General features: G+C 40.5%; 21 protein-coding genes. 5 read left to right on the top strand and 16 right to left on the bottom strand.

The annotated features are described in order from the left end of the window. Window positions 1–5: 5 nt before the first annotated feature. Genes ftsA through mraZ form a run of 12 tightly spaced genes read right to left on the bottom strand, consistent with a single transcriptional unit; the run spans window position 6 to window position 13,560 of the window. Window positions 6–1,364: a cell division protein FtsA gene (gene ftsA / locus BUW93_RS02710; RefSeq protein WP_081208953.1), complete on the bottom strand. Its 1,359-nt coding sequence runs from the start codon at window positions 1,362–1,364 to the stop codon at window positions 6–8. A gap of 3 nt (window positions 1,365–1,367) precedes the next feature. Then, window positions 1,368–2,072, bottom strand: a complete 705-nt coding sequence (locus BUW93_RS02705) for a cell division protein FtsQ/DivIB (protein WP_232778298.1) — start codon at window positions 2,070–2,072, stop codon at window positions 1,368–1,370. A gap of 1 nt (window position 2,073) precedes the next feature. Further along, on the bottom strand, window positions 2,074–3,429 hold the full coding sequence (gene murC, locus BUW93_RS02700; RefSeq protein ID WP_394334621.1) for a UDP-N-acetylmuramate--L-alanine ligase: 1,356 nt from the start codon (window positions 3,427–3,429) through the stop codon (window positions 2,074–2,076). Between the two features lie 4 nt (window positions 3,430–3,433). Next, entirely contained in the window at window positions 3,434–4,528 is a 1,095-nt protein-coding gene (gene murG, locus BUW93_RS02695) for an undecaprenyldiphospho-muramoylpentapeptide beta-N-acetylglucosaminyltransferase (protein WP_081208949.1), read from the bottom strand. Window position 4,529: 1 nt separating this feature from the next. Next, window positions 4,530–5,732 (bottom strand): FtsW/RodA/SpoVE family cell cycle protein, encoded by a 1,203-nt coding sequence (locus BUW93_RS02690; protein ID WP_081208947.1) that lies wholly within the window; start codon window positions 5,730–5,732, stop codon window positions 4,530–4,532. A gap of 29 nt (window positions 5,733–5,761) precedes the next feature. Beyond that, a complete protein-coding gene (gene murD / locus BUW93_RS02685) occupies window positions 5,762–7,132 on the bottom strand; it encodes a UDP-N-acetylmuramoyl-L-alanine--D-glutamate ligase (RefSeq protein WP_081208945.1) in 1,371 nt (456 codons plus the stop codon). Beyond that, window positions 7,132–8,367, bottom strand: coding sequence for a phospho-N-acetylmuramoyl-pentapeptide-transferase (mraY, locus tag BUW93_RS02680; protein ID WP_081208943.1), 1,236 nt, complete (start codon window positions 8,365–8,367; stop codon window positions 7,132–7,134). Before mraY ends, murD begins: the two co-directional genes overlap by 1 nt. A gap of 37 nt (window positions 8,368–8,404) precedes the next feature. Beyond that, window positions 8,405–9,871: a UDP-N-acetylmuramoyl-L-alanyl-D-glutamate--2,6-diaminopimelate ligase gene (locus BUW93_RS02675; RefSeq protein WP_081208941.1), complete on the bottom strand. Its 1,467-nt coding sequence runs from the start codon at window positions 9,869–9,871 to the stop codon at window positions 8,405–8,407. After that, entirely contained in the window at window positions 9,868–11,874 is a 2,007-nt protein-coding gene (locus BUW93_RS02670; protein ID WP_081208939.1) for a penicillin-binding protein, read from the bottom strand. Before BUW93_RS02670 ends, BUW93_RS02675 begins: the two co-directional genes overlap by 4 nt. Window position 11,875: 1 nt before the next feature. Further along, window positions 11,876–12,193, bottom strand: a complete 318-nt coding sequence (locus BUW93_RS02665; protein ID WP_081208937.1) for an FtsL-like putative cell division protein — start codon at window positions 12,191–12,193, stop codon at window positions 11,876–11,878. Between the two features lie 16 nt (window positions 12,194–12,209). Continuing rightward, entirely contained in the window at window positions 12,210–13,106 is an 897-nt protein-coding gene (gene rsmH, locus BUW93_RS02660; protein ID WP_081208935.1) for a 16S rRNA (cytosine(1402)-N(4))-methyltransferase RsmH, read from the bottom strand. Beyond that, window positions 13,093–13,560 (bottom strand): division/cell wall cluster transcriptional repressor MraZ, encoded by a 468-nt coding sequence (mraZ, locus tag BUW93_RS02655; RefSeq protein WP_081208933.1) that lies wholly within the window; start codon window positions 13,558–13,560, stop codon window positions 13,093–13,095. Before mraZ ends, rsmH begins: the two co-directional genes overlap by 14 nt. A 279-nt stretch (window positions 13,561–13,839) precedes the next feature. Here mraZ and BUW93_RS02650 point away from each other — a divergent pair, with 279 nt between their 5' ends. Both BUW93_RS02650 and yihA read left to right on the top strand, forming a co-directional pair. After that, window positions 13,840–14,604 carry an alpha/beta fold hydrolase gene (locus BUW93_RS02650; RefSeq protein ID WP_081208931.1) on the top strand — a complete coding sequence of 255 codons (765 nt, stop codon included), beginning with the start codon at window positions 13,840–13,842 and terminating at the stop codon, window positions 14,602–14,604. 23 nt (window positions 14,605–14,627) lie between these two features. Beyond that, window positions 14,628–15,227: a ribosome biogenesis GTP-binding protein YihA/YsxC gene (gene yihA, locus BUW93_RS02645; protein ID WP_081208929.1), complete on the top strand. Its 600-nt coding sequence runs from the start codon at window positions 14,628–14,630 to the stop codon at window positions 15,225–15,227. A 2-nt stretch (window positions 15,228–15,229) separates the two neighbouring features. Here yihA and BUW93_RS02640 read toward each other — a convergent pair whose 3' ends face one another. From BUW93_RS02640 to gldB, 3 genes are read right to left on the bottom strand one after another with little or no spacing between them, the layout of a single operon-like run. Beyond that, a complete protein-coding gene (locus BUW93_RS02640) occupies window positions 15,230–15,595 on the bottom strand; it encodes a GTPase (protein WP_081208927.1) in 366 nt (121 codons plus the stop codon). A gap of 11 nt (window positions 15,596–15,606) precedes the next feature. Then, the gene (gene gldC / locus BUW93_RS02635; protein WP_081208925.1) at window positions 15,607–15,942 is read right to left on the bottom strand and encodes a gliding motility protein GldC; all 336 of its coding nucleotides are present in this window, start codon (window positions 15,940–15,942) and stop codon (window positions 15,607–15,609) included. Further along, complete coding sequence (gene gldB / locus BUW93_RS02630; RefSeq protein WP_081208924.1) at window positions 15,942–16,901, bottom strand: gliding motility lipoprotein GldB; 960 nt, start codon at window positions 16,899–16,901, stop codon at window positions 15,942–15,944. The genes gldC and gldB overlap by 1 nt, the downstream gene beginning before the upstream one ends. A gap of 104 nt (window positions 16,902–17,005) precedes the next feature. Between gldB and nadE the strand changes: the two genes are divergently transcribed. Beyond that, entirely contained in the window at window positions 17,006–17,797 is a 792-nt protein-coding gene (nadE, locus tag BUW93_RS02625) for an NAD(+) synthase (protein WP_081208922.1), read from the top strand. 119 nt (window positions 17,798–17,916) lie between these two features. Then, the gene (locus BUW93_RS02620; RefSeq protein WP_081208920.1) at window positions 17,917–18,558 is read left to right on the top strand and encodes a response regulator; all 642 of its coding nucleotides are present in this window, start codon (window positions 17,917–17,919) and stop codon (window positions 18,556–18,558) included. Here the strand turns inward: BUW93_RS02620 and dnaG are convergent. After that, window positions 18,551–20,509 carry a DNA primase gene (gene dnaG / locus BUW93_RS02615; RefSeq protein ID WP_081208918.1) on the bottom strand — a complete coding sequence of 653 codons (1,959 nt, stop codon included), beginning with the start codon at window positions 20,507–20,509 and terminating at the stop codon, window positions 18,551–18,553. The two genes, BUW93_RS02620 and dnaG, sit on opposite strands and share 8 nt — an antisense overlap. 531 nt (window positions 20,510–21,040) lie before the next feature. On the opposite strand from dnaG, the gene BUW93_RS02610 reads away from it, so the two are divergent. After that, a complete protein-coding gene (locus BUW93_RS02610; protein WP_081208916.1) occupies window positions 21,041–21,580 on the top strand; it encodes a hypothetical protein in 540 nt (179 codons plus the stop codon). Window positions 21,581–21,661: the final 81 nt, after the last annotated feature.

The raw sequence follows: 21,661 nt of genomic DNA, 5'->3' as shown, positions 1-21,661 counted from the left end.
TCTTTTTACTCTGCGTTATCTAAAAAATCTTTAAACTTCTCTGCCCACTTATCAAAAATACTTTTGCGGGTATGTTTTCCCGGGGCATGTGGATCTGGTTTCAGGTCTTCTTTGTTTTCAATTTCCTCATCAAAGCTTTCCTTAAGCTCTTCTTCTCGTTGTTCCTTGCTCTTAAGCACGGCTTCCTCCTGAAACTTTTTGGCTCCATGTTCCAAACTGTTCATTACTAATCCAACCGCTGTGGCATATACAGGACTTGTAGTTTCAGAATCATTTGTTCCGGCAAGGTGCTCGTTAGGAAAGCCTATTCTGGTATCCATTCCGGTAATGTACTCGGCGAGTTGCTTGATATGCTTAAGTTGTGCACCTCCACCGGTAAGTACCATTCCGGCTATTAATTTTTTCTTTTGTTCTTCGTGACCGTAGTTCTTAATCTCCAGGTAAACCTGCTCTATAATTTCAACTACCCTCGCGTGAATTATCTTTGAAAGATTCTTCAGGGTAATTTCCTTGGGTTCCCTTCCGCGTAATCCCGGAATGGAAACAATCTCATTGTCCTTATTTTCTCCCGGCCAGGCCGACCCGAATTTTATTTTCAGCAATTCAGCTTGTTTTTCTATGATCGAACAACCTTCTTTGATATCTTCTGTGATCACATTTCCACCGAATGGAATAACCGCGGTATGTCGAATAATTCCATCTTTAAAGATCGCAAGATCGGTAGTTCCCCCTCCTATATCGATTAGGGCCACCCCGGCCTCTTTCTCTTCCTGACTCAATACGGCATTTGCCGAAGCCAATGGCTCCAGGGTCACTGCCGAAAGTTCCAAACCGGCGCTTTTTACACAACGTCCAATATTCCTGATAGAAGAAACCTGCCCAACCACCACGTGGAAATTAGCTTCTAACCGACCGCCATACATCCCGATTGGCTCTTTGATCTCTGCCTGCCCATCAACTTTGTATTCCTGTGGCAGCACGTGGATAATCTCCTCGCCCGGCAACATCACCAGTTTATGCACCTGGTTACAAAGGGTATGAATATCGTCGGCGTCAATAACCTCATCGGGGTTTGGACGTGTAATATAATCGCTGTGTTGAAGGCTTCGGATGTGTTGCCCGGCAATGCCAACTACCACATCTTTTATCTTTAATCCGGAATCGGCCTCTGCCTCCTGAATGGCTTGCTGAATAGATTGGATTGTTTGGGTAATATTGTTCACCACCCCGCGGTGTACACCCAAACTTTTGGATTTCCCAATCCCCACGATCTCTACTTTGCCGTATTCGTTTTTACGACCTATCATAGCCACGATCTTCGTGGTCCCTATATCTAATCCTACTGCAATGTCGCTTTGTTCCATAATTTATTTTTTCGTGCAAACAACCTGATTTCCAAATTGTAAGTTCACTTTTTTATAGGCATCCAGTTTATCGTCTTTAAGTGCTTTTTTATAAAAGACCTTGAAATTGTTGAACTTCAAAGGAATATTTTCAGCCTTCCCGAAATACACACTAAAATCCAGTTTGCGCATTTCCAGCTCAAATTTCCCGCCGTTCATTCTGTTTATACCTGTAATATGCTGAGTTAAAAATTTATCGTTCTTTATGTAATTCAACAACGGGTATACCTCCGAAACATTGCTATCATCAAACCCGAAAAGCAACGGCACTCTGGCCGAATAATAAGGCGAAAGAGGCATTACCTGTCCGTTTTTGTCCAGGTAGAATGAAGAATTTCCAACTACACGCCCAATTGGTTTCCGCTGACTGATATCGGCTTTGAGTTTGCCGTCCAGATTCAGGTAAACTTCTGCATTTTCAATCATATCGTGGTTCTTCAGTAGGATTTCCACCTTATTCAAATCTAAAGTTTCTTTATCTATGCTCGTAAGCCCCAGATTATTTTGTATTAACAACTTATTAACCGCTTCCTCAGTAACATAGAGATTTTCATCCTCCAAAAATTCAATGTTTAGCTCACTGATCTTACGGGATTTGTGACGGTGTTCGGCAAAACCATATAAAAAGGCCACCAACACCAGCAAAAACAAGCCTTTTATGTAGCTCATCTTAGTTTTCATTTTGCAGAAGCTTTTTTAAAGGTTCTACTTCTTCTCCAATATCCCCGGCACCCATCATTACGATCACCCCGGCATCGCTTTTTTTCACCTCTTCTGAAAGCTGCTCTTTAGTGATCAACTTTTTGGAATTCATCTTTATCTGATCAAATAACCACACTGAATTAATGCCTTCAATGGGTTCTTCGCGGGCAGGATATATATCCAGCAACAACAATTCATCAAATTTCGCCAGGCTTTTGGCAAATTCATCTCCAAAATCACGGGTTCTACTGAATAAGTGTGGCTGAAATACAGCGAGCACCTTTTTCCCGGGATGCATTTCTCTTACCGCCTGGTGCACCGCTTCTATCTCTGCGGGATGATGTGCATAATCATCGATGAGCACCAAATCATCGGTTTTTATTTTATAGGTAAATCTACGCCGCACACCTTTGAAGCTATATAAAGCCCTGGCGAGTTGTTCATCGGTTGGGGAGCCGTATTGAATAGCCATCGCCAGGGCTGTTATAGCATTAAGCAAATTGTGTTTGCCGGGTAGATTAAATTTTAAATCTTTTATTATCTCTTTTGGGGTTCTTAAATTGAAATGATAGGTACCATTATCAATTTTTATATCGGTTGCCGCATAATCGGCATCATCTTCAATCCCTAAAGTTGTTCCTGCAATCGGAAGTTCATTTTTCACAAAGAGCGTTCCTGTTTCCGGAATCAAAGCTGCAAAATCCCTAAATGTTTTTTCAAGTTCTTCTTTTTCCCCGTAAATATCGAGATGATCGGCATCCATAGAAGTTATCGCTGCGATATTTGGTGAAAGCTGCATAAACGAGCGATCAAACTCATCGGCTTCCACCACGATCACTTCATCTCCTTTCAGGATAAGATTGCTCTGAATATCCTCACTAATTCCGCCCAGGAAACCTGTAACGGGAGCCCCTGTTTCTTTTAATAAATGACCTAGAATTGCCGTAGTTGTGGTTTTCCCGTGAGTTCCTGCCACGGCAAGGGTGTTCTTTCCTTTAGAGATAAGACCTAAAACCTCAGCCCGCTTTTTTAAAGGAAATTCCCTGCTAATAAAATATAGCCACTGCTTATGTTCCTTTGGAATAGCGGGAGTATAAACCACCAGGGTACCTTCAAGATGTGTGAAATTATCTGGAATGCTGGCTACCGCTTCATCATAAACCACCTGAATACCTTCGCTCTCCAGAGTTCTGGTAAGCGGCGTGGAAGTTCTATCGTAACCGGCTACGTTTTTCCCCTGGAATTTGAAATAACGCGCGAGGGCACTCATCCCTATTCCGCCAATGCCGATAAAATAAATGTTTTTTATTTGGTTTAATTCTATCACCTTATTTCTTTATCAGTTTTTCTACTTCATCAACTATTGCTGAAGTTGCGTTGGGCAAAGCCAATTCCTTAATATTTCGACTTAATTTCTCTTGTTTCTCTTCTGAATTAAGCAGGCCAAAAAAATCGGATTCAAAGTTTTCGTCAAGCTCTTTTTCAGTCAACATTAATGCGGCATCCTTCTCTGAAACTGAGCGTGCATTTTTCGCCTGATGATCTTCGGCCACATTGGGCGATGGAATGAATAGTACCGGTTTTCCGACAATGCATAATTCTGAAACGCTAATGGCACCGGCTCGTGAAATAATCACATCGGCAGCGGCATAGGCAAGGTCCATCCTATTCAGAAATTCGTGAGTTTGTACAAATTTCCCGTTGTACTTTTTATATTCACTGAAATACAATTTCCCCGTTTGCCAGATCAATTGAATTTCTCTTTTTTCAAATTCTTCAGCATATTGCTCGATCAATTGATTGATCCTTCTCGCGCCAAGGCTTCCGCCAAGAACTAAGGCTGTTTTCTTTGTAGGGTCAAGTTTAAAATAATTCCGGGCCTCAGCTCTTTTTGAATTAACCTCCAACAGATCCTGCCTAACCGGGTTACCTGTTATTACCGTCTTTTCGGCAGGGAAAAAGCGTTTCACCTCTTCGTAGGCCGCGCATATTCTGTCCACCCTCTTTGAAAGAAGCCGGTTGGTAATTCCAGGATAGGAATTTTGTTCCTGAATCAAGGTTGAAATATTCTGCGAACTCGCCACTTTCAGTAAAGGTCCGCTGGCGAAACCACCGGTCCCGATCACCACATCTGGTTTAAAATCCTTTATTATTTTTCGGGATTTACTCAGGCTACTAAGCAGCTTAAAAGGAAAAGCAAGGTTTTTTAGACTAATTTTCCGTTGAATTCCACTTATCCATAAACCCTCGATTTTATACCCCGCCTGGGGCACTTTTTCCATCTCCATTCTATCCTTCGCACCTACAAAGAGGAATTCAGCTTCAGGATACCGCCTTTTTATCTCGTCGGCGATTGCAATCGCCGGATAAATATGGCCTCCTGTGCCTCCTCCAGATAATATGACGCGTAGGTCTTTTTTCATTTTATATCGCTTCGCTTAAAATATCAAGCGGATTTTCTTCTTCGTTTAATCGCTCTTCAGCTTCTTTAATTTCTTCCCTTTTGGCGCTAACGCTAAGGATAATCCCCAGGGCCATACAGGTCATCCAAATCGAGGTTCCTCCACTACTGATTAAAGGCAGGGTTTGCCCGGTAACCGGAAACAATTCTACCGCCACCGCCATATTGATGAGCGCCTGGAAAATTATTGGTAAACCCACCCCCATGACAACCAGTTTCCCAAACATTGTGTTGGCTTTGGTTGCCACAATTATTATTCGGAAAAGCAGCATCAGGTATGCACTCATTACGCCAAATGCTCCTATCAATCCCATTTCCTCAACTATTATCGCATAAATAAAATCGGAAGAGGACTGGGGTAAAAAATTGCGCTGTACGCTTTTCCCAATTCCCGTACCTGTTATTCCACCACGAGCGATAGCGATCTTCGCTTTTTCGATTTGATAGTCGGCTTCAGTATCTTCATCATTCGAAAAATTCTCAATCCTACTTGCCCAGGTATCTACCCTGTTAGGTAAAAGTCCGGGAAAAGCTTTTGCTGTTAGAATGAACATAGTGAGCAAGAGTAATCCTGCCGCGACTATAATACCGAGATATTTTGCAGGATACCCCCCTAAGAACATCAATACCAGAACCATACTGAATATAATGGCTGTAGTGGAAAAATTAGCCGGCAAAATTAGCATTAAAACCAAACCCACAGGCACCCAAAGCGGTAAAATAGACTCCTTAAATGTTAAGGTTTTGTGGGTCATTTTAGATAAGTAACGAGCTACGTAAACCATCAAAACCACCGAAGCCAGGGTAGACGATTGAAATGAAACTCCTAGAACCGGTATTTGTATCCAACGGTTGGCGTTTGCACCGTCAATAATGGTCCCCTGAAACGCTGTATATAATAAGAGTACGATTACTACCGGCAGAAATAAAATGGATAGTCCCCGGAAATAGTGATAGGGTATTTTGTGAACCGCAAAAAGCAAGGAAAAACCAAGCACCAAATGAAAAAAGTGAACCACCACATATTTAAACGTACTTCCATCCCCATAGAGGTATGCAAGGTTACTACTGGCGCTATATACCGGCAAAAATGAAAATATTGCCAACAAGCCGGCGGTTGCCCAGATAACCTTATCTCCTTTAAGATTTGAAAAAAAGTTGCTCATTTACTTGATGCTCTTCTCAGGTATTAATTCTACAAATTTCTTACCGCGTCCTTAAATTGTCTCCCGCGGTCTTCATAATTCTCAAAAAGATCAAAGCTTGCACAAGCCGGCGATAACAAAACACTATCACCTTTTTCGGCCATTCTGTAAGCCATCTTTACTGCCTCAGCCATAGATTGGGTTTCCACGATATTTTCAACACAATTTCCGAAGGTATTTAGCAGCTTCGCATTATCCACGCCCAGGCAAATAATCCCTTTCACTTTCTCGTTTACCAAAGGCAAAAGGTCATCATACACATTACCTTTATCTACTCCGCCAACGATCCAAACCGTTTCAGATTCCATACTCTCAAGAGCATAAAATGTGGCATTTACATTCGTCGCCTTGGAATCGTTTATATACTGAACATTATTGATCTTCAAAACCTTTTCAAGGCGGTGTTCTACCCCCTGAAAATTTTCCATACTCTCTCGTATGGTTTCCTTTCTAATTCGTAATAATTGCGCTACCGTAGCAGCAGCCATTGCATTTTTGGTATTGTGCTTACCTTGCAGACCTAATGTTGTTGTTGGCATATTAAATTGATCGTTATTAATGTTTATTACAATGTTTTCGTTTTCTATTTGGGCTCCATTTTCCATTTTTTTCTCCAATGAAAATGGGAGCTGTTGTGCTTTCACCTGGTTGTTTTTTAACCATTCCTCCATAATCGCATCATCGGCATCAAAAATGAAATAATCATCCTGGGTTTGATTCTCGGTTATTCTGAATTTTGATGCTACATAATTCTCCAGCTTATAATCATATCTATCCAGATGATCTGGTGTTATATTGGTTAACACAGCTATTTCGGGCCTGAAATTCACAATCCCGTCCAGCTGAAAACTGCTTAATTCAAGCACAAACCAGTCGGGGTTGGTTTCAGCTACTTGTTTAGCGAAACTATCGCCCACATTCCCGGCCATTCCCACAGAAATATTCCCAGCCTTCAGAATATGATAAATGAACTTCGTGGTGGTGGTTTTCCCGTTACTTCCGGTTACTCCAATTATTTTTGCTGAAGTAAAAGCACTGGCAAATTCTATTTCCGAAATAACCACAACTCCAAGTTCTTTCAGCTTCACCACCAAAGGAGCTGTATCTGGAATTCCCGGACTTTTCATCACCACATCGGCATCCAGGATCTTAGCTTCTGTATGCTGCAATTCCTCCCATTCAACCTCAATATTTTCAAGAACTTCTTTATACTTTTCTTTAATCTTTCCTTTATCTGAAACAAAGACTTTAAAGCCTTCCTTCTTTCCCAAAATAGCAGTCCCGGCTCCGCTTTCTCCGCCTCCCAGGATCACCAGCTTTTGGAAACCTGCTTCGCTTATATTTCTCCAATCCCTCCTCATTATCTTACCTTAAGCGTGATGATGGTCACAATTGCCAGAAAAATGCCCACAATCCAGAACCTCACAACGATCTTACTTTCGTGATATCCCCTTTTCTGATAATGGTGATGTAAAGGAGACATCAGGAAAATTCTTCTTCCTGCTCCATATTTTCGTTTGGTGATCTTGAACCAGGCAACCTGTAGGACCACCGAAAGATTTTCCATCAGAAAAATTCCGCATAGAATAGGGATCAATAATTCCTTTCGGGTGGCTATAGCCAATACCGCGATTACCCCACCAATAGTCAAACTTCCCGTATCTCCCATAAAAACCTGCGCGGGATAGGTATTATACCAAAGAAACCCTACCAAAGCCCCGGCTAAGGCAGTGATATAAATGGTCATTTCTCCCGAGCGCGGGATGTACATTATATTTAAGTAATCTGAAAAAATGATGTTCCCTGAAACCCAGGCGAAAATCCCGAGGGTTAGGACAATTATGGCTGAAGAGCCCGCAGCAAGACCATCAATCCCGTCGGTTAAATTGGCACCATTAGAAACGGCGGTCACTATAAAGATCACGATAGGGATAAAAATGAGCCAGGCGTAATTTTTAAGCACAGGGTTTATCCAGGTAATAAGGCTGGAGTAATCAAATTCATTATTCTTTACAAAGGGAATAGTAGTAGTTGTTGTTTTTTCCTCAGGCCCCATAACGATCTCATCGGTATCAACCAACAATTCCTGCTGTTCAGTTGCGGGCCGATTGGTTTCTTCTTTAACAGTAATCGCAGGATGAAAATACATCGTAGCACCAACTATAAGTCCAAGCCCAACCTGACCTATCACCTTAAATTTCCCAGACAAGCCTTCTTTATCCTTCTTAAAAGTTTTAATGTAATCGTCAATAAAGCCAATTGCCCCCATCCAAAGCGTGGTGACAATAAGTAAAATAACATACATGTTATCCAGCCTGGCGAAAAGCAATACCGGAATTATAGTGGCAATAATAATAATAAGCCCACCCATAGTAGGAGTTCCTGCTTTTTCATTCTGTCCTTCGAGCCCAAGGTCTCTTACGCTTTCCCCAATTTGTTTGGTTCTTAGATAATTGATAATCCTTTTCCCGTAAATAGTAGAAATTGCAAGCGCAAGGATAATTGCCATCGCCGACCTAAAGGAGATATACTGAAACAGGCGCGCCCCCGGCACCTGGTATTCTGCATCTAAATATTCAAAGAGGTAGTATAACATATCCTTGTTTGACGCCTGCCTCAGGCAGGCTCGATTCTTATTTTTCTAATTGCTTTAAAAATTCTGCTACTATTTTGAGGTCCTCAAAATCAAATCTCTCCCCATTAATCTCCTGATAGGTCTCATGCCCTTTTCCGGCAATAAGAATTATATCATTTTTAGCTGCCATTTGGCAGGCCGTTTTTATTGCCTGTTTTCTGTTGGTAACCGAATTGGTTTTTTTGAAATTCTGTGGCTCCACGCCGGCTTCTATTTCCTCTATGATTTTATCGGGATCCTCGGTTCTTGGGTTATCGCTGGTGAATACCACATCGGTGCTTAAGGCCGAAGCAATATGGCCCATCTTGGGTCGTTTTGTCTTATCTCTATCTCCCCCACAACCAACAACCGTGATTAATTTTTCGTTCTTTGTCCTGATGCTATTAATGGTTTCAAGCACATTTTTAAGTGCATCGGGCGTGTGGGCGTAATCTACAATTGCAGTAATTTTCTCTTTATCTGAAATCAAATATTGAAACCTTCCACTTACCGACTCCAGCTCGCTGATAATTTTAAGGGTTTCCAGAGTTTCCAGACCCAGTAGTTCTGCCGTAGCATAGATTGCAAGAATATTATAGGCATTAAAATTCCCGATTAGTTTGGTCCAGACTTCCTGGCCATTTACTTTAAGCAATAAACCTGTGAATTGATTTTCCAGGATCTGTGCTTTATAATCGGCGTGAGATTTGAGCGCGTAAGTATATTTTACCGCTTTGGTATTCTGGAGCATTACCAATCCGTTTTTATCATCTACGTTGGTAAGCGCAAAAGCCGATGCCGGTAACTCATCGAAGAAGCGTTTCTTCACATCACGGTATTCAGCAAAATCCTTGTGATAATCGAGATGATCGTGAGACAGATTGGTGAAAATCCCTCCTTTGAATTCCAGAGCACTTGTTCGATGCTGGGCAATCCCGTGAGAACTAACTTCCATAAAACAGAATTCCACACCCTCATCATTCATTTGTTTGAGGTAAGAATTTATACTGAGGGAATCGGGGGTAGTTCTAACGGCATCAAAACTCTTTTCCCCTACCATTACTTTTACGGTTGAAAGCAACCCAACTTTAAAACCGGCTTTTGTAAAAAGTTGATATAACAGGCTTGCGATAGTGGTCTTACCATTGGTGCCCGTTACTCCTACAAGTTTTAATTTTTCTGAAGGATTGTCATAGAAATTCGCTGCCATAAAAGCCAGCGCTTTTTGAGAGTCCTTAACCTGCACATAAGTAACCCCATTAATAATATTTTCAGGTAACTCCTCACAAATTACTGCCAGGGCTCCCTTGTTTACAGCCTGTTCAATAAATTTATGGCCATCAGATAGTGTTCCGCGAATGGCTACAAAAACATCATTTAATTCCACCCTACGGGAATCAAACTGAATATTATTAACTGCAACCGAGGTATTCCCGGTTACGGCCTCCATAGAAACTCTGTATAGTATGTCTTTTAAAATCTTCAACTTAAATGCAGGTTTACCTGTTGGTTATTTTTTATTTTCTGCCCTGCCGAAACCGACTGTGCCTTCACCTTTCCTTTTCCACGGAATTTTACTTCGAGACCAAGATTTTCTAAAAGCGACACCGCATCCATTGCAGGCATCCCAACAACATCGGGCATAATTATTTTTTCATCCTGGATCTTGGTGTAGTATTTTTCGAAATCATCTTCTATAATTTCATTTTTCACTTCTATAGAATCCAGTTCATCTTCTATTGGGGTATCGGTATAAATCTTTTGGGCAATACGCTTAAAAACAGGACCACTAACGTCGGCACCATAATAACCCACGCTGTTATCGGGTTTATGAATTACCACTATACTGGTATATTTGGGATTTTCGGCTGGAAAGTACCCCACGAACGACGAAATATAACGTCTATTTGAAGCCCAGTCATCCATCCAGTATTCGGTTTGGGCGGTTCCGGTTTTCCCGGCCATAGAGAAATTTGGGGAATACAAACTTTTAGCCGTACCACGCTCTACAACATTTTTAAGCATCTCCTGTACTTTGGAAAGAGTTTCCGGAGAGCAAATGGCAGGATTGATCACCTCTTTATCAAATTTCTGAATGGTTTTATCCCATTCCTTCACCTCTTTGATAAACCTCGGTTTCACCATCTCCCCGTTGTTTGCCACGGCATTGTAAAATGTAAGGGTTTGCAGAGGCGTCATCTGGATACTTCCATATCCATAAGCCATCCACGGCAAAGAAAGACCCGACCATTTTTTATCGCCAGGCTGCGGAATATATGGGATCCCCTCTCCCTTTATATCAAGTCCCAGGGGTTCATTGAGATTCATCGAGTTTAGCTTATCTATGAATTTTTGAGGCTGATCTTTATAGTTATCGTAAATGATCTTTACGGTGCCAACATTGGAAGAAACTTCAAAAGCCCTTGCTACGCTTATATCTCCATATCCCCCATGTTTTGAATCCCGCACCATTCTACCGCGAACAGGCATGCGTCCATTTCCGGTTGCCACAATATCCCCGGTATCCACCACTTTTTGGTCGAGGGCAGCAACCATGGCCATTAATTTGAAGGTCGAACCTGGCTCGTGTAATTCACCTACGGCATAATTAAGTTTTTCATAATAAGTCCCTTTGGAGGTTCTTCCTAAATTGGAAATTGCCTTGATCTCTCCTGTTGCGGTTTCCATCACTACCACGCTGCCGTGATCGGCTTCGTATTTTTCCAGCTGTTTCAAGAGAGCATGATGAGCTATATCCTGGATGTTTACATCTATAGTGGAAATCACATCATAACCGTCTTTAGGCTCTACCTCGTTATTATCGCTAATGGGTTTCCATTGTCCCTTAGCAATTTTTTGTTTTAGTCGGCGGCCATCGGTTCCTCTTAAATACGAGCTATAAGCTCCTTCGAGACCAACCCGGGTGAAATAACCCTGGTCATCCTGGCGCTCATACCCAACGGTTCGTTCTCCCATTTTTCCCAGGGGGTGCTCCCGCACGGTACGCTGTTCCACGATCATTCCGCCCTTATAAGTCCCAAGGTTAAACATAGGAAACTGCTTCAGCTTAAGAAATTCTGAATAACCAAGACCTCTTGTTATGAGAAGGTAACGCTGCTTATTGGCTCTGGCCGCACGTAATTTCTGCGCATAATAAGAGGCTGAATTACCCAGCATCGCCGCCAACTCTTTGGAAAGCGGACCTATATTCTCCTGGAAATCCTTATCGGAAACAGTTACCGCGTCAAACCTAATATCGTATTTGGGAATAGAGGTAGCGAGTAAGCTCCCATTAGAATCGTATAGATTACCCCGGTTTGAAGGTATTTTAAAATTTCTGTAGGTACGCTCTTCAGCTAATTGTTTATAATGATCGCCATCTACAAACTGGATATCCAGAAGTTTGACGGCTACCCCAACCGCAAACAAAAACATACAGGCTGCCACGAAGTACAACCTGTTTAATATGCCTTTTTCGGTTATTGCCATTTTATTCAGCGATATTTACTCTTATTTTAAAAGGTGGTGTTTCTGATGGCCCAACACCCCTTTCACTCATTTTCCTGGTGATTGTAGATTCCATCTTTATTTTCATAAGCGCGGAACGCCTGTCTACAAACTCACTTCTCAACTCCCGTACTTCATTATGCAGCTGGGCTATTTCATGAACCTTTCGTTCGGCACTATGAGAACTGGCGATCATTATTATAGCCAGCAGCGTGCAAAAAACGATAAACCTCCAGTTATTAACCGCATCTCGGCTAATTAGGAAATTCGCTCTAAGAAGATTGTAAAAACCCTTTTTCATAATTCTCTAAGAGGTTTTAAATTCTTTTGGCTACACGAAGTTTCGCACTACGGGCACGACTATTTCTTTCAATTTCTTCTTTGGACGGCACAATTAAGCCTCCTACTTTTTTAAAAGGAACCGAAATATTCCCGTAGAAATCCTTTTCCGGTTCACCTTCAAATAATCCACTTCTAATAAAGCGCTTCACCAAACGGTCTTCCAGCGAGTGATAAGAGATAAGGCTAATGCGCCCACCTTTTACCACAAGCTCTTCTGTTTGCTTTAAAAATTCTTTTAGCACTTCAATTTCCTGGTTCACCTCTATCCTAATCGCCTGATAGATTTGAGCCAGGATTTTATTCTCCTTCCCTTTAAAAAGATGTGGCTTCAAAAGCTCATTTAATTGTTCACTGCTTTCAATTTCCTTCTGCTCCCTGGACTCCACAATTATTTTTGCAAGTTTGGGAGCATTCTTTAAATCGGCATATTGGTAAAACAACTGCCTTAATTGCTCTTCTGAATATTGATTGATCACCTCAAAAGCACTAAGCTTGCTATCCTGATTCATCCTCATGTCCAGTTTAGCATCGAAACGGGTTGAAAAACCACGCCCGGCTTCATTAAACTGATGAGAAGAAACCCCAAAATCTCCTAAGATGCCGTCCACCTGCTTTATCCCGTAGAATCTCAGAAACCGCTTGATGAATCGAAAATTTTCACTGATAAGGGTAAAACGCTCGTCATCTATTTTATTCTGCAAAGCATCTTTATCCTGGTCAAAAGCATAAAGCTTTCCCTTAGGCCCCAGTCTCTTCAGGATCTCCCGGGAATGCCCGCCGCCACCAAAAGTGACATCAACATAAACCCCGTCTTCCTTTATATTAAGACCGTCTACAGATTCTTTTAATAAAACCGGATTATGATATTCCATCTAGATCGTCATTTCCCATTACCTCTTCAGCCAGTTCAGCAAAATCATCGGTAGACTCATAAATAGCCTTCTCGTACTGCTCTTTATCCCAGATCTCGATAATATTAATTGCCGAATTAAGGACGATTTCTTTCCCGATTCCGGCAAAACCCACAAGATCCTTCGGAATTAACAACCTACCGTTTGCATCTACCTCCACACTTTTCACTCCCGCAGTAAATCTTCTGATAAAATCATTATTCTTTTTCTTGAAACGATTGAGACCATTCATCTTCTTCATCAGTTTATCCCACTCTTCCATAGGATATAACTCCAAACAAGACTGAAAAACGGCTCGCTTCAATACAAATCCCTCCTGCAACATAGGCGCAAGCTGCTTCTTTAACGCTGAAGGCACCATTAACCGGCCTTTAGCGTCTACCTTGCATTCATATGTTCCAATGAGATTTACCACTAGTTAGATTTTCAAAGTCAAATATATTGAAAATATTACCACTTTTTACCACTTTTTACCACATTGTTGATAAATTTCTCTCTCCTATTACACTGAAAGACTTTTGAATACACCTATGAGGTTAGATTTCAGAGCCTTGGTTTTATCCTAAAATTTTGTGTTAAAAATGATCGCTAATCCTGTTAAATGCTATAAGGAATTGCCTTTGCTATTTCTTAAAAATGATTATACTTGTATCGAAATCGCTATATTTGCGATTGCTAACCGCAAAGGCTATCAATGAAAAATAATTTAAGGCAAGAGGGTAAATTCACATACCTGGAGAAAGGAGAAGGAACTCCGATAGTTATTTTACACGGACTAATGGGTGGCTTGAGTAATTTTGATGGTGTTATTGATTATTTTCCCCTTAAGGGCTATAAAATTTTAATTCCTGAATTGCCTTTATACTCCATGTCTCTGCTAAAGACTAGCGTGGGTACTTTCGCGAAATACATTAAGGAATTTGTAGATTTTAAGGGTTTAGATAAAGTTATTTTATTGGGAAATTCCCTGGGAGGTCATATTGGCCTCCTCACTACCAAATTATACCCCGAGATGGTAAAAGCTCTCGTAATAACCGGGAGTTCCGGTCTTTATGAAAATGCGATGGGAGAAAGTTATCCCCGTCGTGGCGATTATGAATTCATAAAGAAAAAAGCTCAAAACGTTTTTTATGACCCTGATGTTGCGACCAAGGAAATAGTAGATGAAGTATATGAAACGGTAAGCGACCGCAATAAACTGGTTAAAACCCTGGCGATCGCAAAAAGCGCTATTAGGCATAATATGGCCAAAGACCTGCCAAAAATGCGCACTCCAACCTGCATTATTTGGGGCAAAGATGATAATGTTACGCCTCCAGAAGTTGCCGAAGATTTTAAGCGACTTTTGCCCGATGCCGACCTTTACTGGATTGACAAGTGTGGGCACGCAGCTATGATGGAACATCCAGAGCTATTTAATGAGCTTCTTCACGGCTGGCTGCAGGAACGTAATTTCTAAGCAGTCCAATAAATTAATTTCTGATGAAGATCAAGTCAGCTGATTTTGTGATAAGTAACTCGAAGGTGGAAAAATGCCCTGATTCCAGGCTGCCCGAGTATGCCTTTATTGGCCGAAGTAATGTGGGGAAATCTTCATTAATCAATATGCTCACCGAGCGGAAATCCCTGGCCAAGACCTCAGCGAAACCGGGAAAAACACAGCTCATCAACCATTTTATCATCAATGGTGAGTGGCATTTGGTGGATTTACCTGGATATGGCTACGCCAAGGTTTCAAAATCGGCGAAAAGAACTTTTCAGAAATTCATTACCGCCTATTTTGCCAATCGCAAACAAATGGTTTGCGCCTTTGTGCTAATAGACAGTCGCCATAAACCACAAAAGATAGACCTGGAATTTATGCAGTGGCTTGGTGAAAACCAGATTCCTTTCTGCATTATCTTTACCAAAGCCGATAAACTTAAACCAAAAGCGCTGGAAAACAATATCAATAATTACCAGGCTGAAATGCTGGAATACTGGGCAGAAATGCCTGAGTTTTTCATTAGCTCGGCAAGCACAGGAATTGGTAAAGATGAAATTCTTGGATATATTGATGCAGTGAACCAACAGCTGGAATAAATCTATCTCCTGTTTCTGCTTTGAATAAGTTCTATTAATTCCTGCACATTTTCTAATCCCTGCAGTTCTTCTGTAGAAATAAAGACACCCATTTCCCTTTCGTCTTCCCATAACACTATCGGAAAAATAAACTTATAACCGAATTTGGAAGCATACTTTTTCCTGAATTCATCCAAATGCAGAAAATCCATCTCTAGATCTGATTTTTTTCGGAACTCCTTCCAGGCCTTCTTTTCAGAAAAAACCCCGTGAGTAAGCTCACATAATTTACACGGCTGAGACTTAGATCCCACCAGTTTAAGCACTGAATCCAGAACAAGATTATGGCTTCCCGAGAAAGCATTATAAACGAAAATCAGCTTATCCACAGCGGTTCTTTCTATTTTTTAGTGATCTCCAGTTTTTCAGCAAAGTAATCGCAAAAATCCTTCATAGTATCGGTCATTTTTTGGTCCTGGGTCGCGCGATTAAAAGTATCACTCATAGAAACCAGGGTTTGATGAAAAAACTTTTTCATTTCGTCTACCGGCATATCTTTGGTCCAAAGGTCAATTCGCAGCGTTTCCTGTTGTTTGCTGTCCCAAACCGAAAGCATCATAGCCTTGGCTTCCTCCTTATGAACACCACCATCTTCGGCACTCCAGTAAAGCTCTTCAGGGACCTGGTTTTCGTCGGTTATTACTTCTATATTTATTTCAGATTTTTTGTAAGCCATTATTTCCTGGGTTTATAATTTGCATTATTAAAAATTGTGCGGGCATCGGTTTGCAACATTTCTTCTACCGGGACCTCATTCTGTTCCATATATTTTCTGATGATCTGCCACCCGATATATTGTCCTAACCGATCTGGGGATTCATTATCCAGTGCCAGATAAAACTTACTGAAAGGTGCCGGATACAAGAATCTCGTATACAACTCAGAATCGGTATCAAAGATAAATTCCTTTTCTACAAAATGCCGCCAGATCTGTTCTTCATTGTTTTTGGCCCATTCTATCTCTTCCCCGGTGTAGCCAATTTTATCGGCATCACTCCTAAAAGGAATCCAGAGGTCTTTAAGATATAGCATTTTTCCATAGTAAATTAAATGGGCGAGGAAAGTACGGGACTTTGGCCGGGGCACATATTTTTCGGCGTAAGCTTGTGCGACATCAGGAAGAATTTGAGACCTACGGAAATTCTTCTTCAAATATTCCTGCAGCCCGATATAAAAATGATGATCTTCCCCAAGGTAAGTGTCCAGGGCGATAAAAAGTTTATCTTCTCCAATAACCACCTTATTCTTATAATCTACTTCGGAAGTGATGGTGATTACATCAGGAATTTGAAAACCAGGAAAATAATATTTTATATGCTGAAAAAAGCTGTGCAACTCATCTTCTTCCCGGGAAAAATCAGGAAAAGCTTTAGAAACCTCTTCGTTGAGTTCCAGCTGAATGGTATCTCTTAATTTTTCTTTCCAAACCTCATCGCTGTATTGTTTAGGAAAAAGATAAGGATATTCTGCTTTCAATTCATGGAGATTTTCCGGTGTAGCTTCAGCGAATTTCTCATCAAACCGAATTACTTCAAAGTCGACATCAACTTTTTCAATCTCGCTTTCAGTCTTTGACTTATTTTCACAAGAAATGAAACCTAAAACGGTGAAAAATAACAGCAATTTCCTGATCATATAATTTTCTTATGAAGGCTTTAACGCCGGGGGCTTTTATAAATTACCTTTAAATAGTAGTTTTGAGACAAAGGTATTATTTACAAACTAATTCACCCAAATTTATGCAGACTGATAAAGTAATAGATCATATTGTTAACTGGTTAAAAGAGTACGCCACAAAAGCCAATATGAATGGTTTTGTTCTGGGTATTAGCGGGGGGATCGATTCTGCAGTAACTTCTGCCCTTTGTGCCAAAACCGGAATGCGCACCCTTTGCCTGGAGATGCCCATCCACCAACAAAAAAACCAGGTAACCAGGGCTCAAAGGCATATACAATTTTTAAAGGAACATTTTGCCAATGTGAGTAACCTGGAGGTAAATCTCACCCCTGTTTTTGATAATTTCCAGCAAGCCGTTCCTATGTCTGAAACCTCAGACAACCTGGCTTTAAGTCTTGCCAACACCCGCGCTCGTTTAAGAATGACTACCTTATATTATTTTGCAGGGCTTCATAGTTACCTGGTAGCCGGCACCGGGAATAAGGTTGAAGATTTTGGGGTTGGTTTCTTCACTAAATATGGCGATGGTGGAGTGGATCTTAGTCCCATCGCCGATTTGATGAAGAGTGAGGTTTACCAGATCGCCGAATATCTGCAACTCTCTCCCGAAATAATTAATGCTGAACCTACCGACGGACTTTTTGACGATAGCCCAAGCGACGAAGATCAAATTGGCGCGTCTTATAATGAGTTGGAATGGGCTATGCTGGAGGCCGAAAAAGGAAAAACAGAAGCTGACTTTTCAGGTAGACAAAAAGAGGTTTTTCAAATATATCACCGGCGTCATAAAGCTAATTTACACAAGATCAACCCAATACCTGTTTGTGAAATCCCCATTCATCTTAAAAACTAATCAGTTTATCGAATAAAGAATATAATTTTCTATAATTAACACGAAAACAGGTATTTTTAAGTAAGATAAAGTTTGCTTCGCCCTACAGCATACTATTTTTTCCAACACCAACCTGTTTTATGAATACGATATTAATTGCGGATCATCATCCTGTGGTAAGCGAGGGCATCGGTAACATCATACGTATGAACCCGGCCCTGGAAATTATTGGTAAAGTCACCAATGGAAATGAACTTTTCAAGTTTTTAACCCGGCAGGTTCCTACAGTATTAATTCTTGAATTAGATCTTCCCGAAATTCAAGGTATTAACGCTATAAGAACTTTAAAAAAGGAATATCCCGAATTAAGAATTCTGATCTTTAGTTATCACGCAGAGGAGATGTATGCCTTAAGCGCAATTAAAGCAGGGGCTTCTGGTTATATTTCTAAAACCACCGATCCCAAGACCCTGGAATCAGCAATTTATCAGGTGGCCCGGGGTGGAATATACCTGAACAAAAAAATAACAGAGAAATTAAACACCGGAATGTCAAAAGGCAAAAGCCTTATCACTAAATTTAAAAAGCTATCTACCCGTGAGATCGAGGTCTTAAACCTTATCTCGGCAGGGAAACGCAATAAAGATATTGCCGAAACCCTTCAGATCAACGAGAAAACGGTAAGCACCTACAAGACCCGTTTGCTGAAAAAATTAAATGTAGATAATGTCGCCGATCTTATTACAAGATCCCGGCTACTGGAAATAAACCCCTCTACATAACCCGATTCAGTTTATCCGATAACACCTTCTTTAAGCTTAAATAATCCATAATATCCTGAAGTATCGAACTGCTGTCAATTTCCGGGTCGGGAGTTTTTACCTGGGTTGAAAGTTCATCTATTTTTTGGTTTATTAAAAATCGTCGCAGCGAAAGGATGGTTTCAGACACCAGGCGCGAAAGAGTTTCTTTCTTGGTTTTTACAAAAATATTCTGCCTATCCCAATCGTGCAATTCATATTGCTCCTCCTCCATTAGGATATTGGTTATCGCCGAAGCCTTTTCAGCATCAATTTCATTAATAAAGGTCTCCATAGCGAAAGCATCGCTGCTATTCAACTTATCTATAAGTTCACTATAAATTTGCCGAAAATCCGGGTTGGTAAAAGCTATTTCATCTTCCTGAAGGTCAAGAAAAATCTTCTCAAAGACCCTGGCTTTCTGTATTTCAGGCTCCAGGACCAGCTCCCCGTTTTCCTTTTCCTTTAATAGAAGATCCTCGAATTCCTCTTCCTCCTTTCCGTATAATAAAAGTAGGCTGATAATTTTTTTCTCCAGCTCAAATTGCTCGTCTACCCTGGGAGCTGTTTGTTTTTCATCTTTTACAACATCAAAAGATTTTCTCGCAGGTTTTCTCTGGGATTGGCCCTCAGATTTTTTGCTTAACTGTGCCAGACTTGAATACAAAACTTCTTCAGAAATATCCATTATCCTGGAACACTCCTGCAGGTATACTTCCTGCTGAATATTATCAGGAATCTTTGAGATGCTTTGAACTATTTCCCTAATTAATCCGGCTTTTTTCACCGGATCATTTTTCGCTTCTTCCATTAACAGAGAAGCTTTAAAGCGAATAAAGTCTTTGGAATTTTCTTCCAAAAAATCCCTTAAATCCACTTCAGAGTTTTTCCGGGCAAAACTATCGGGATCCTCACCTTCAGGAAAGGTACATATCCTAACATTCATACCCTGTTCAAGGATAAGATCGATACCCCGAAGTGAAGCTCTCAAACCGGCTGCATCTCCATCAAAGAGCACCGTAATATTTTTTGTAAGCCGGTTGATAAGCCGGACTTGTTCAGGCGTAAGCGCGGTCCCTGAAGAAGAAACCACATTCTCTATTCCGGTTTGATGGAACTGGATCACATCGGTATAGCCTTCGACCAGAAAACAATTATCTTCTTTGGCAATAGCCTGCTTGGCATAATTAATCCCGTAAAGGACCTTGCTTTTATGGTAAATCTCACTTTCGGGAGAATTCAGGTATTTCGCAGCTTTTTTTTCGTTAGAGAGAATTCTGCCACCAAATCCAAGCACCCGGCCAGACATAGAATGAATTGGAAACATCACCCTTCCTTTAAATCTATCGAACTGCTTTTCGCCTTTTACGATACTTAGTCCGGTTTTTTCGAGGAATTCCAGTTTATAGCCCTCGGCCAGTGCCTCTTTGGTAAAAGCATCCCATTCATCAAGGCAGTAGCCCAGCTCGAACTTCTTAATGGTTTCTGAAGTAAAACCGCGTTCTTTAAAATAACTTAGGCCTATCGCTTTCCCGGGATCGGTTTTATGAAGTATTTTCTGAAAATATTTATTGGCAAATTCAGAAACCAGATACATACTTTCCCGCTCGTTGGCCTGTACCTTTTGTTCATCGCTTTGCTGAGTTTCTTCTATTTCGATCCCGTATTTCTTTGCAAGGTATTTTATGGCTTCGGGATAAGTGAAATGCTCGTGTTCCATAAGAAAGGCCACCACATTGCCACCTTTCCCGCTAGAGAAATCCTTCCATATCTGTTTCACTGGAGAAACCATAAAACTAGGGGTACGCTCATCGCTAAAAGGGCTTAAGCCTTTAAAATTAGACCCCGACTTTTTAAGCTGAACAAAATCACCAATAACCTCCTCAACCCGGGCGGTTTCAAATACATTGTCTATGGTGGTTTTTGAGATCAAAATTGAACTGTTTGTATGTTTTAAACCTCTTAGGTTAAATAAATCTGGGAGGTTTGTGTTATTTTGGCGCTAACGTTCCCTACTTAACCTAAGTAGTTTTTGTTTCTAAATCGATTTTTAAAATTCAATTCTGGAAGTAATTCCCAATAAAAAAGCAATATCGAAACACAAAATTTAGGGTATGCAAAGTTAAAAAATAAAACGGCTATTTGGCATTTAGACCTAACGACGTTTTACCCCGGCAAGGTCTATGAATTAAAAGGCAAATAAAATTACAAATTAATCTTAATGATTAAACTTCATCGAAAAGATTCTAAATTATTTAATTTAATAAATTTTCACGAGAAGTTTTTAGGTCTTAGGGGAACTCAAGGATGAAAGGTCTTGTTACTTATTTAAATCTTCAAAATAAAACTTTAGGAATTATTCATTTTTTAATATATTTAATAAAATTTTTAGGAATTTTTCCCACCCTACAGTTAATTCCTTTATTTAACGCATTTTATATTAACCTTCATTTAATTGTAAATTATGAGAAAAATTTATCCAAAAAAATTCATGATGTTACTTTTCCTTCTTTTAGTCACTGCTGGACTTTCTACTGGCTGCTCTAAAGGTGATGAAGTTACCAACGAGGAAGAAGCAAATGCCGTTGTAGCCACAGGTCTAGACCTTGTTTTTTTAAACGAAGATGGAGAGGATTTATTAAACCCTTCTACAAAAAACCACCTCTCCAGGGACAAAATGGCATTGTATTATCTGGTTGACGGGAAAAAAGTTGTAGCTTCAGAATTTGACCCCGATATTGGCAGGCATCAAGGGATTATGCTTATTGATGAAACCGAGCCTTATTCCCTTCGGATTTTTACAGCCCGTAATTTAAAGGATGTTAATAGTGAAAAGGAGGGTGAAAAACGAGGAACATCTATTAGCTATCTTGAACTCGGCAATGGTATAACAGACACCATTAAAACTGAATGGAAGGCCAAGACTGGGCTATTTGTCAATCTTAAGGTTTGGTATAATGGAGAAGAGCTAGAGAACAGAGAAAAAGCAATTATTATTCATTGATTTTTTTTATACAGCGAAGACCTCATTGCCCCATATTAATGGGGTTATGAGGTCTTTCTTTTCTATAGAATTGAATATTTT

It is taken from the genome of Salegentibacter sediminis (genome assembly GCF_002078605.1).
GTDB lineage: Bacteria > Bacteroidota > Bacteroidia > Flavobacteriales > Flavobacteriaceae > Salegentibacter > Salegentibacter sediminis.
This window is presented reverse-complemented; position numbering and strand designations above follow the sequence as displayed.

Bases quoted from the DNA above. Each gene is read 5' to 3' on its own strand.
- BUW93_RS02690 (WP_081208947.1), bottom strand. From the start codon at position 5,732: ATGAGCAACTTTTTTTCAAATCTTAAAGGAGATAAGGTTATCTGGGCA.
- murD (WP_081208945.1), bottom strand. From the start codon at position 7,132: ATGAGGAGGGATTGGAGAAATATAAGCGAAGCAGGTTTCCAAAAGCTG.
- BUW93_RS02620 (WP_081208920.1), top strand. From the start codon at position 17,917: ATGAATACGATATTAATTGCGGATCATCATCCTGTGGTAAGCGAGGGC.
- BUW93_RS02650 (WP_081208931.1), top strand. From the start codon at position 13,840: ATGAAAAATAATTTAAGGCAAGAGGGTAAATTCACATACCTGGAGAAA.
- mraY (WP_081208943.1), bottom strand. From the start codon at position 8,367: ATGTTATACTACCTCTTTGAATATTTAGATGCAGAATACCAGGTGCCG.
- gldB (WP_081208924.1), bottom strand. From the start codon at position 16,901: ATGATCAGGAAATTGCTGTTATTTTTCACCGTTTTAGGTTTCATTTCT.
- BUW93_RS02610 (WP_081208916.1), top strand. From the start codon at position 21,041: ATGAGAAAAATTTATCCAAAAAAATTCATGATGTTACTTTTCCTTCTT.
- BUW93_RS02665 (WP_081208937.1), bottom strand. From the start codon at position 12,193: ATGAAAAAGGGTTTTTACAATCTTCTTAGAGCGAATTTCCTAATTAGC.
- gldC (WP_081208925.1), bottom strand. From the start codon at position 15,942: ATGGCTTACAAAAAATCTGAAATAAATATAGAAGTAATAACCGACGAA.
- BUW93_RS02670 (WP_081208939.1), bottom strand. From the start codon at position 11,874: ATGGCAATAACCGAAAAAGGCATATTAAACAGGTTGTACTTCGTGGCA.
- yihA (WP_081208929.1), top strand. From the start codon at position 14,628: ATGAAGATCAAGTCAGCTGATTTTGTGATAAGTAACTCGAAGGTGGAA.
- rsmH (WP_081208935.1), bottom strand. From the start codon at position 13,106: ATGGAATATCATAATCCGGTTTTATTAAAAGAATCTGTAGACGGTCTT.
- murG (WP_081208949.1), bottom strand. From the start codon at position 4,528: ATGAAAAAAGACCTACGCGTCATATTATCTGGAGGAGGCACAGGAGGC.
- ftsA (WP_081208953.1), bottom strand. From the start codon at position 1,364: ATGGAACAAAGCGACATTGCAGTAGGATTAGATATAGGGACCACGAAG.
- nadE (WP_081208922.1), top strand. From the start codon at position 17,006: ATGCAGACTGATAAAGTAATAGATCATATTGTTAACTGGTTAAAAGAG.
- BUW93_RS02705 (WP_232778298.1), bottom strand. From the start codon at position 2,072: ATGAGCTACATAAAAGGCTTGTTTTTGCTGGTGTTGGTGGCCTTTTTA.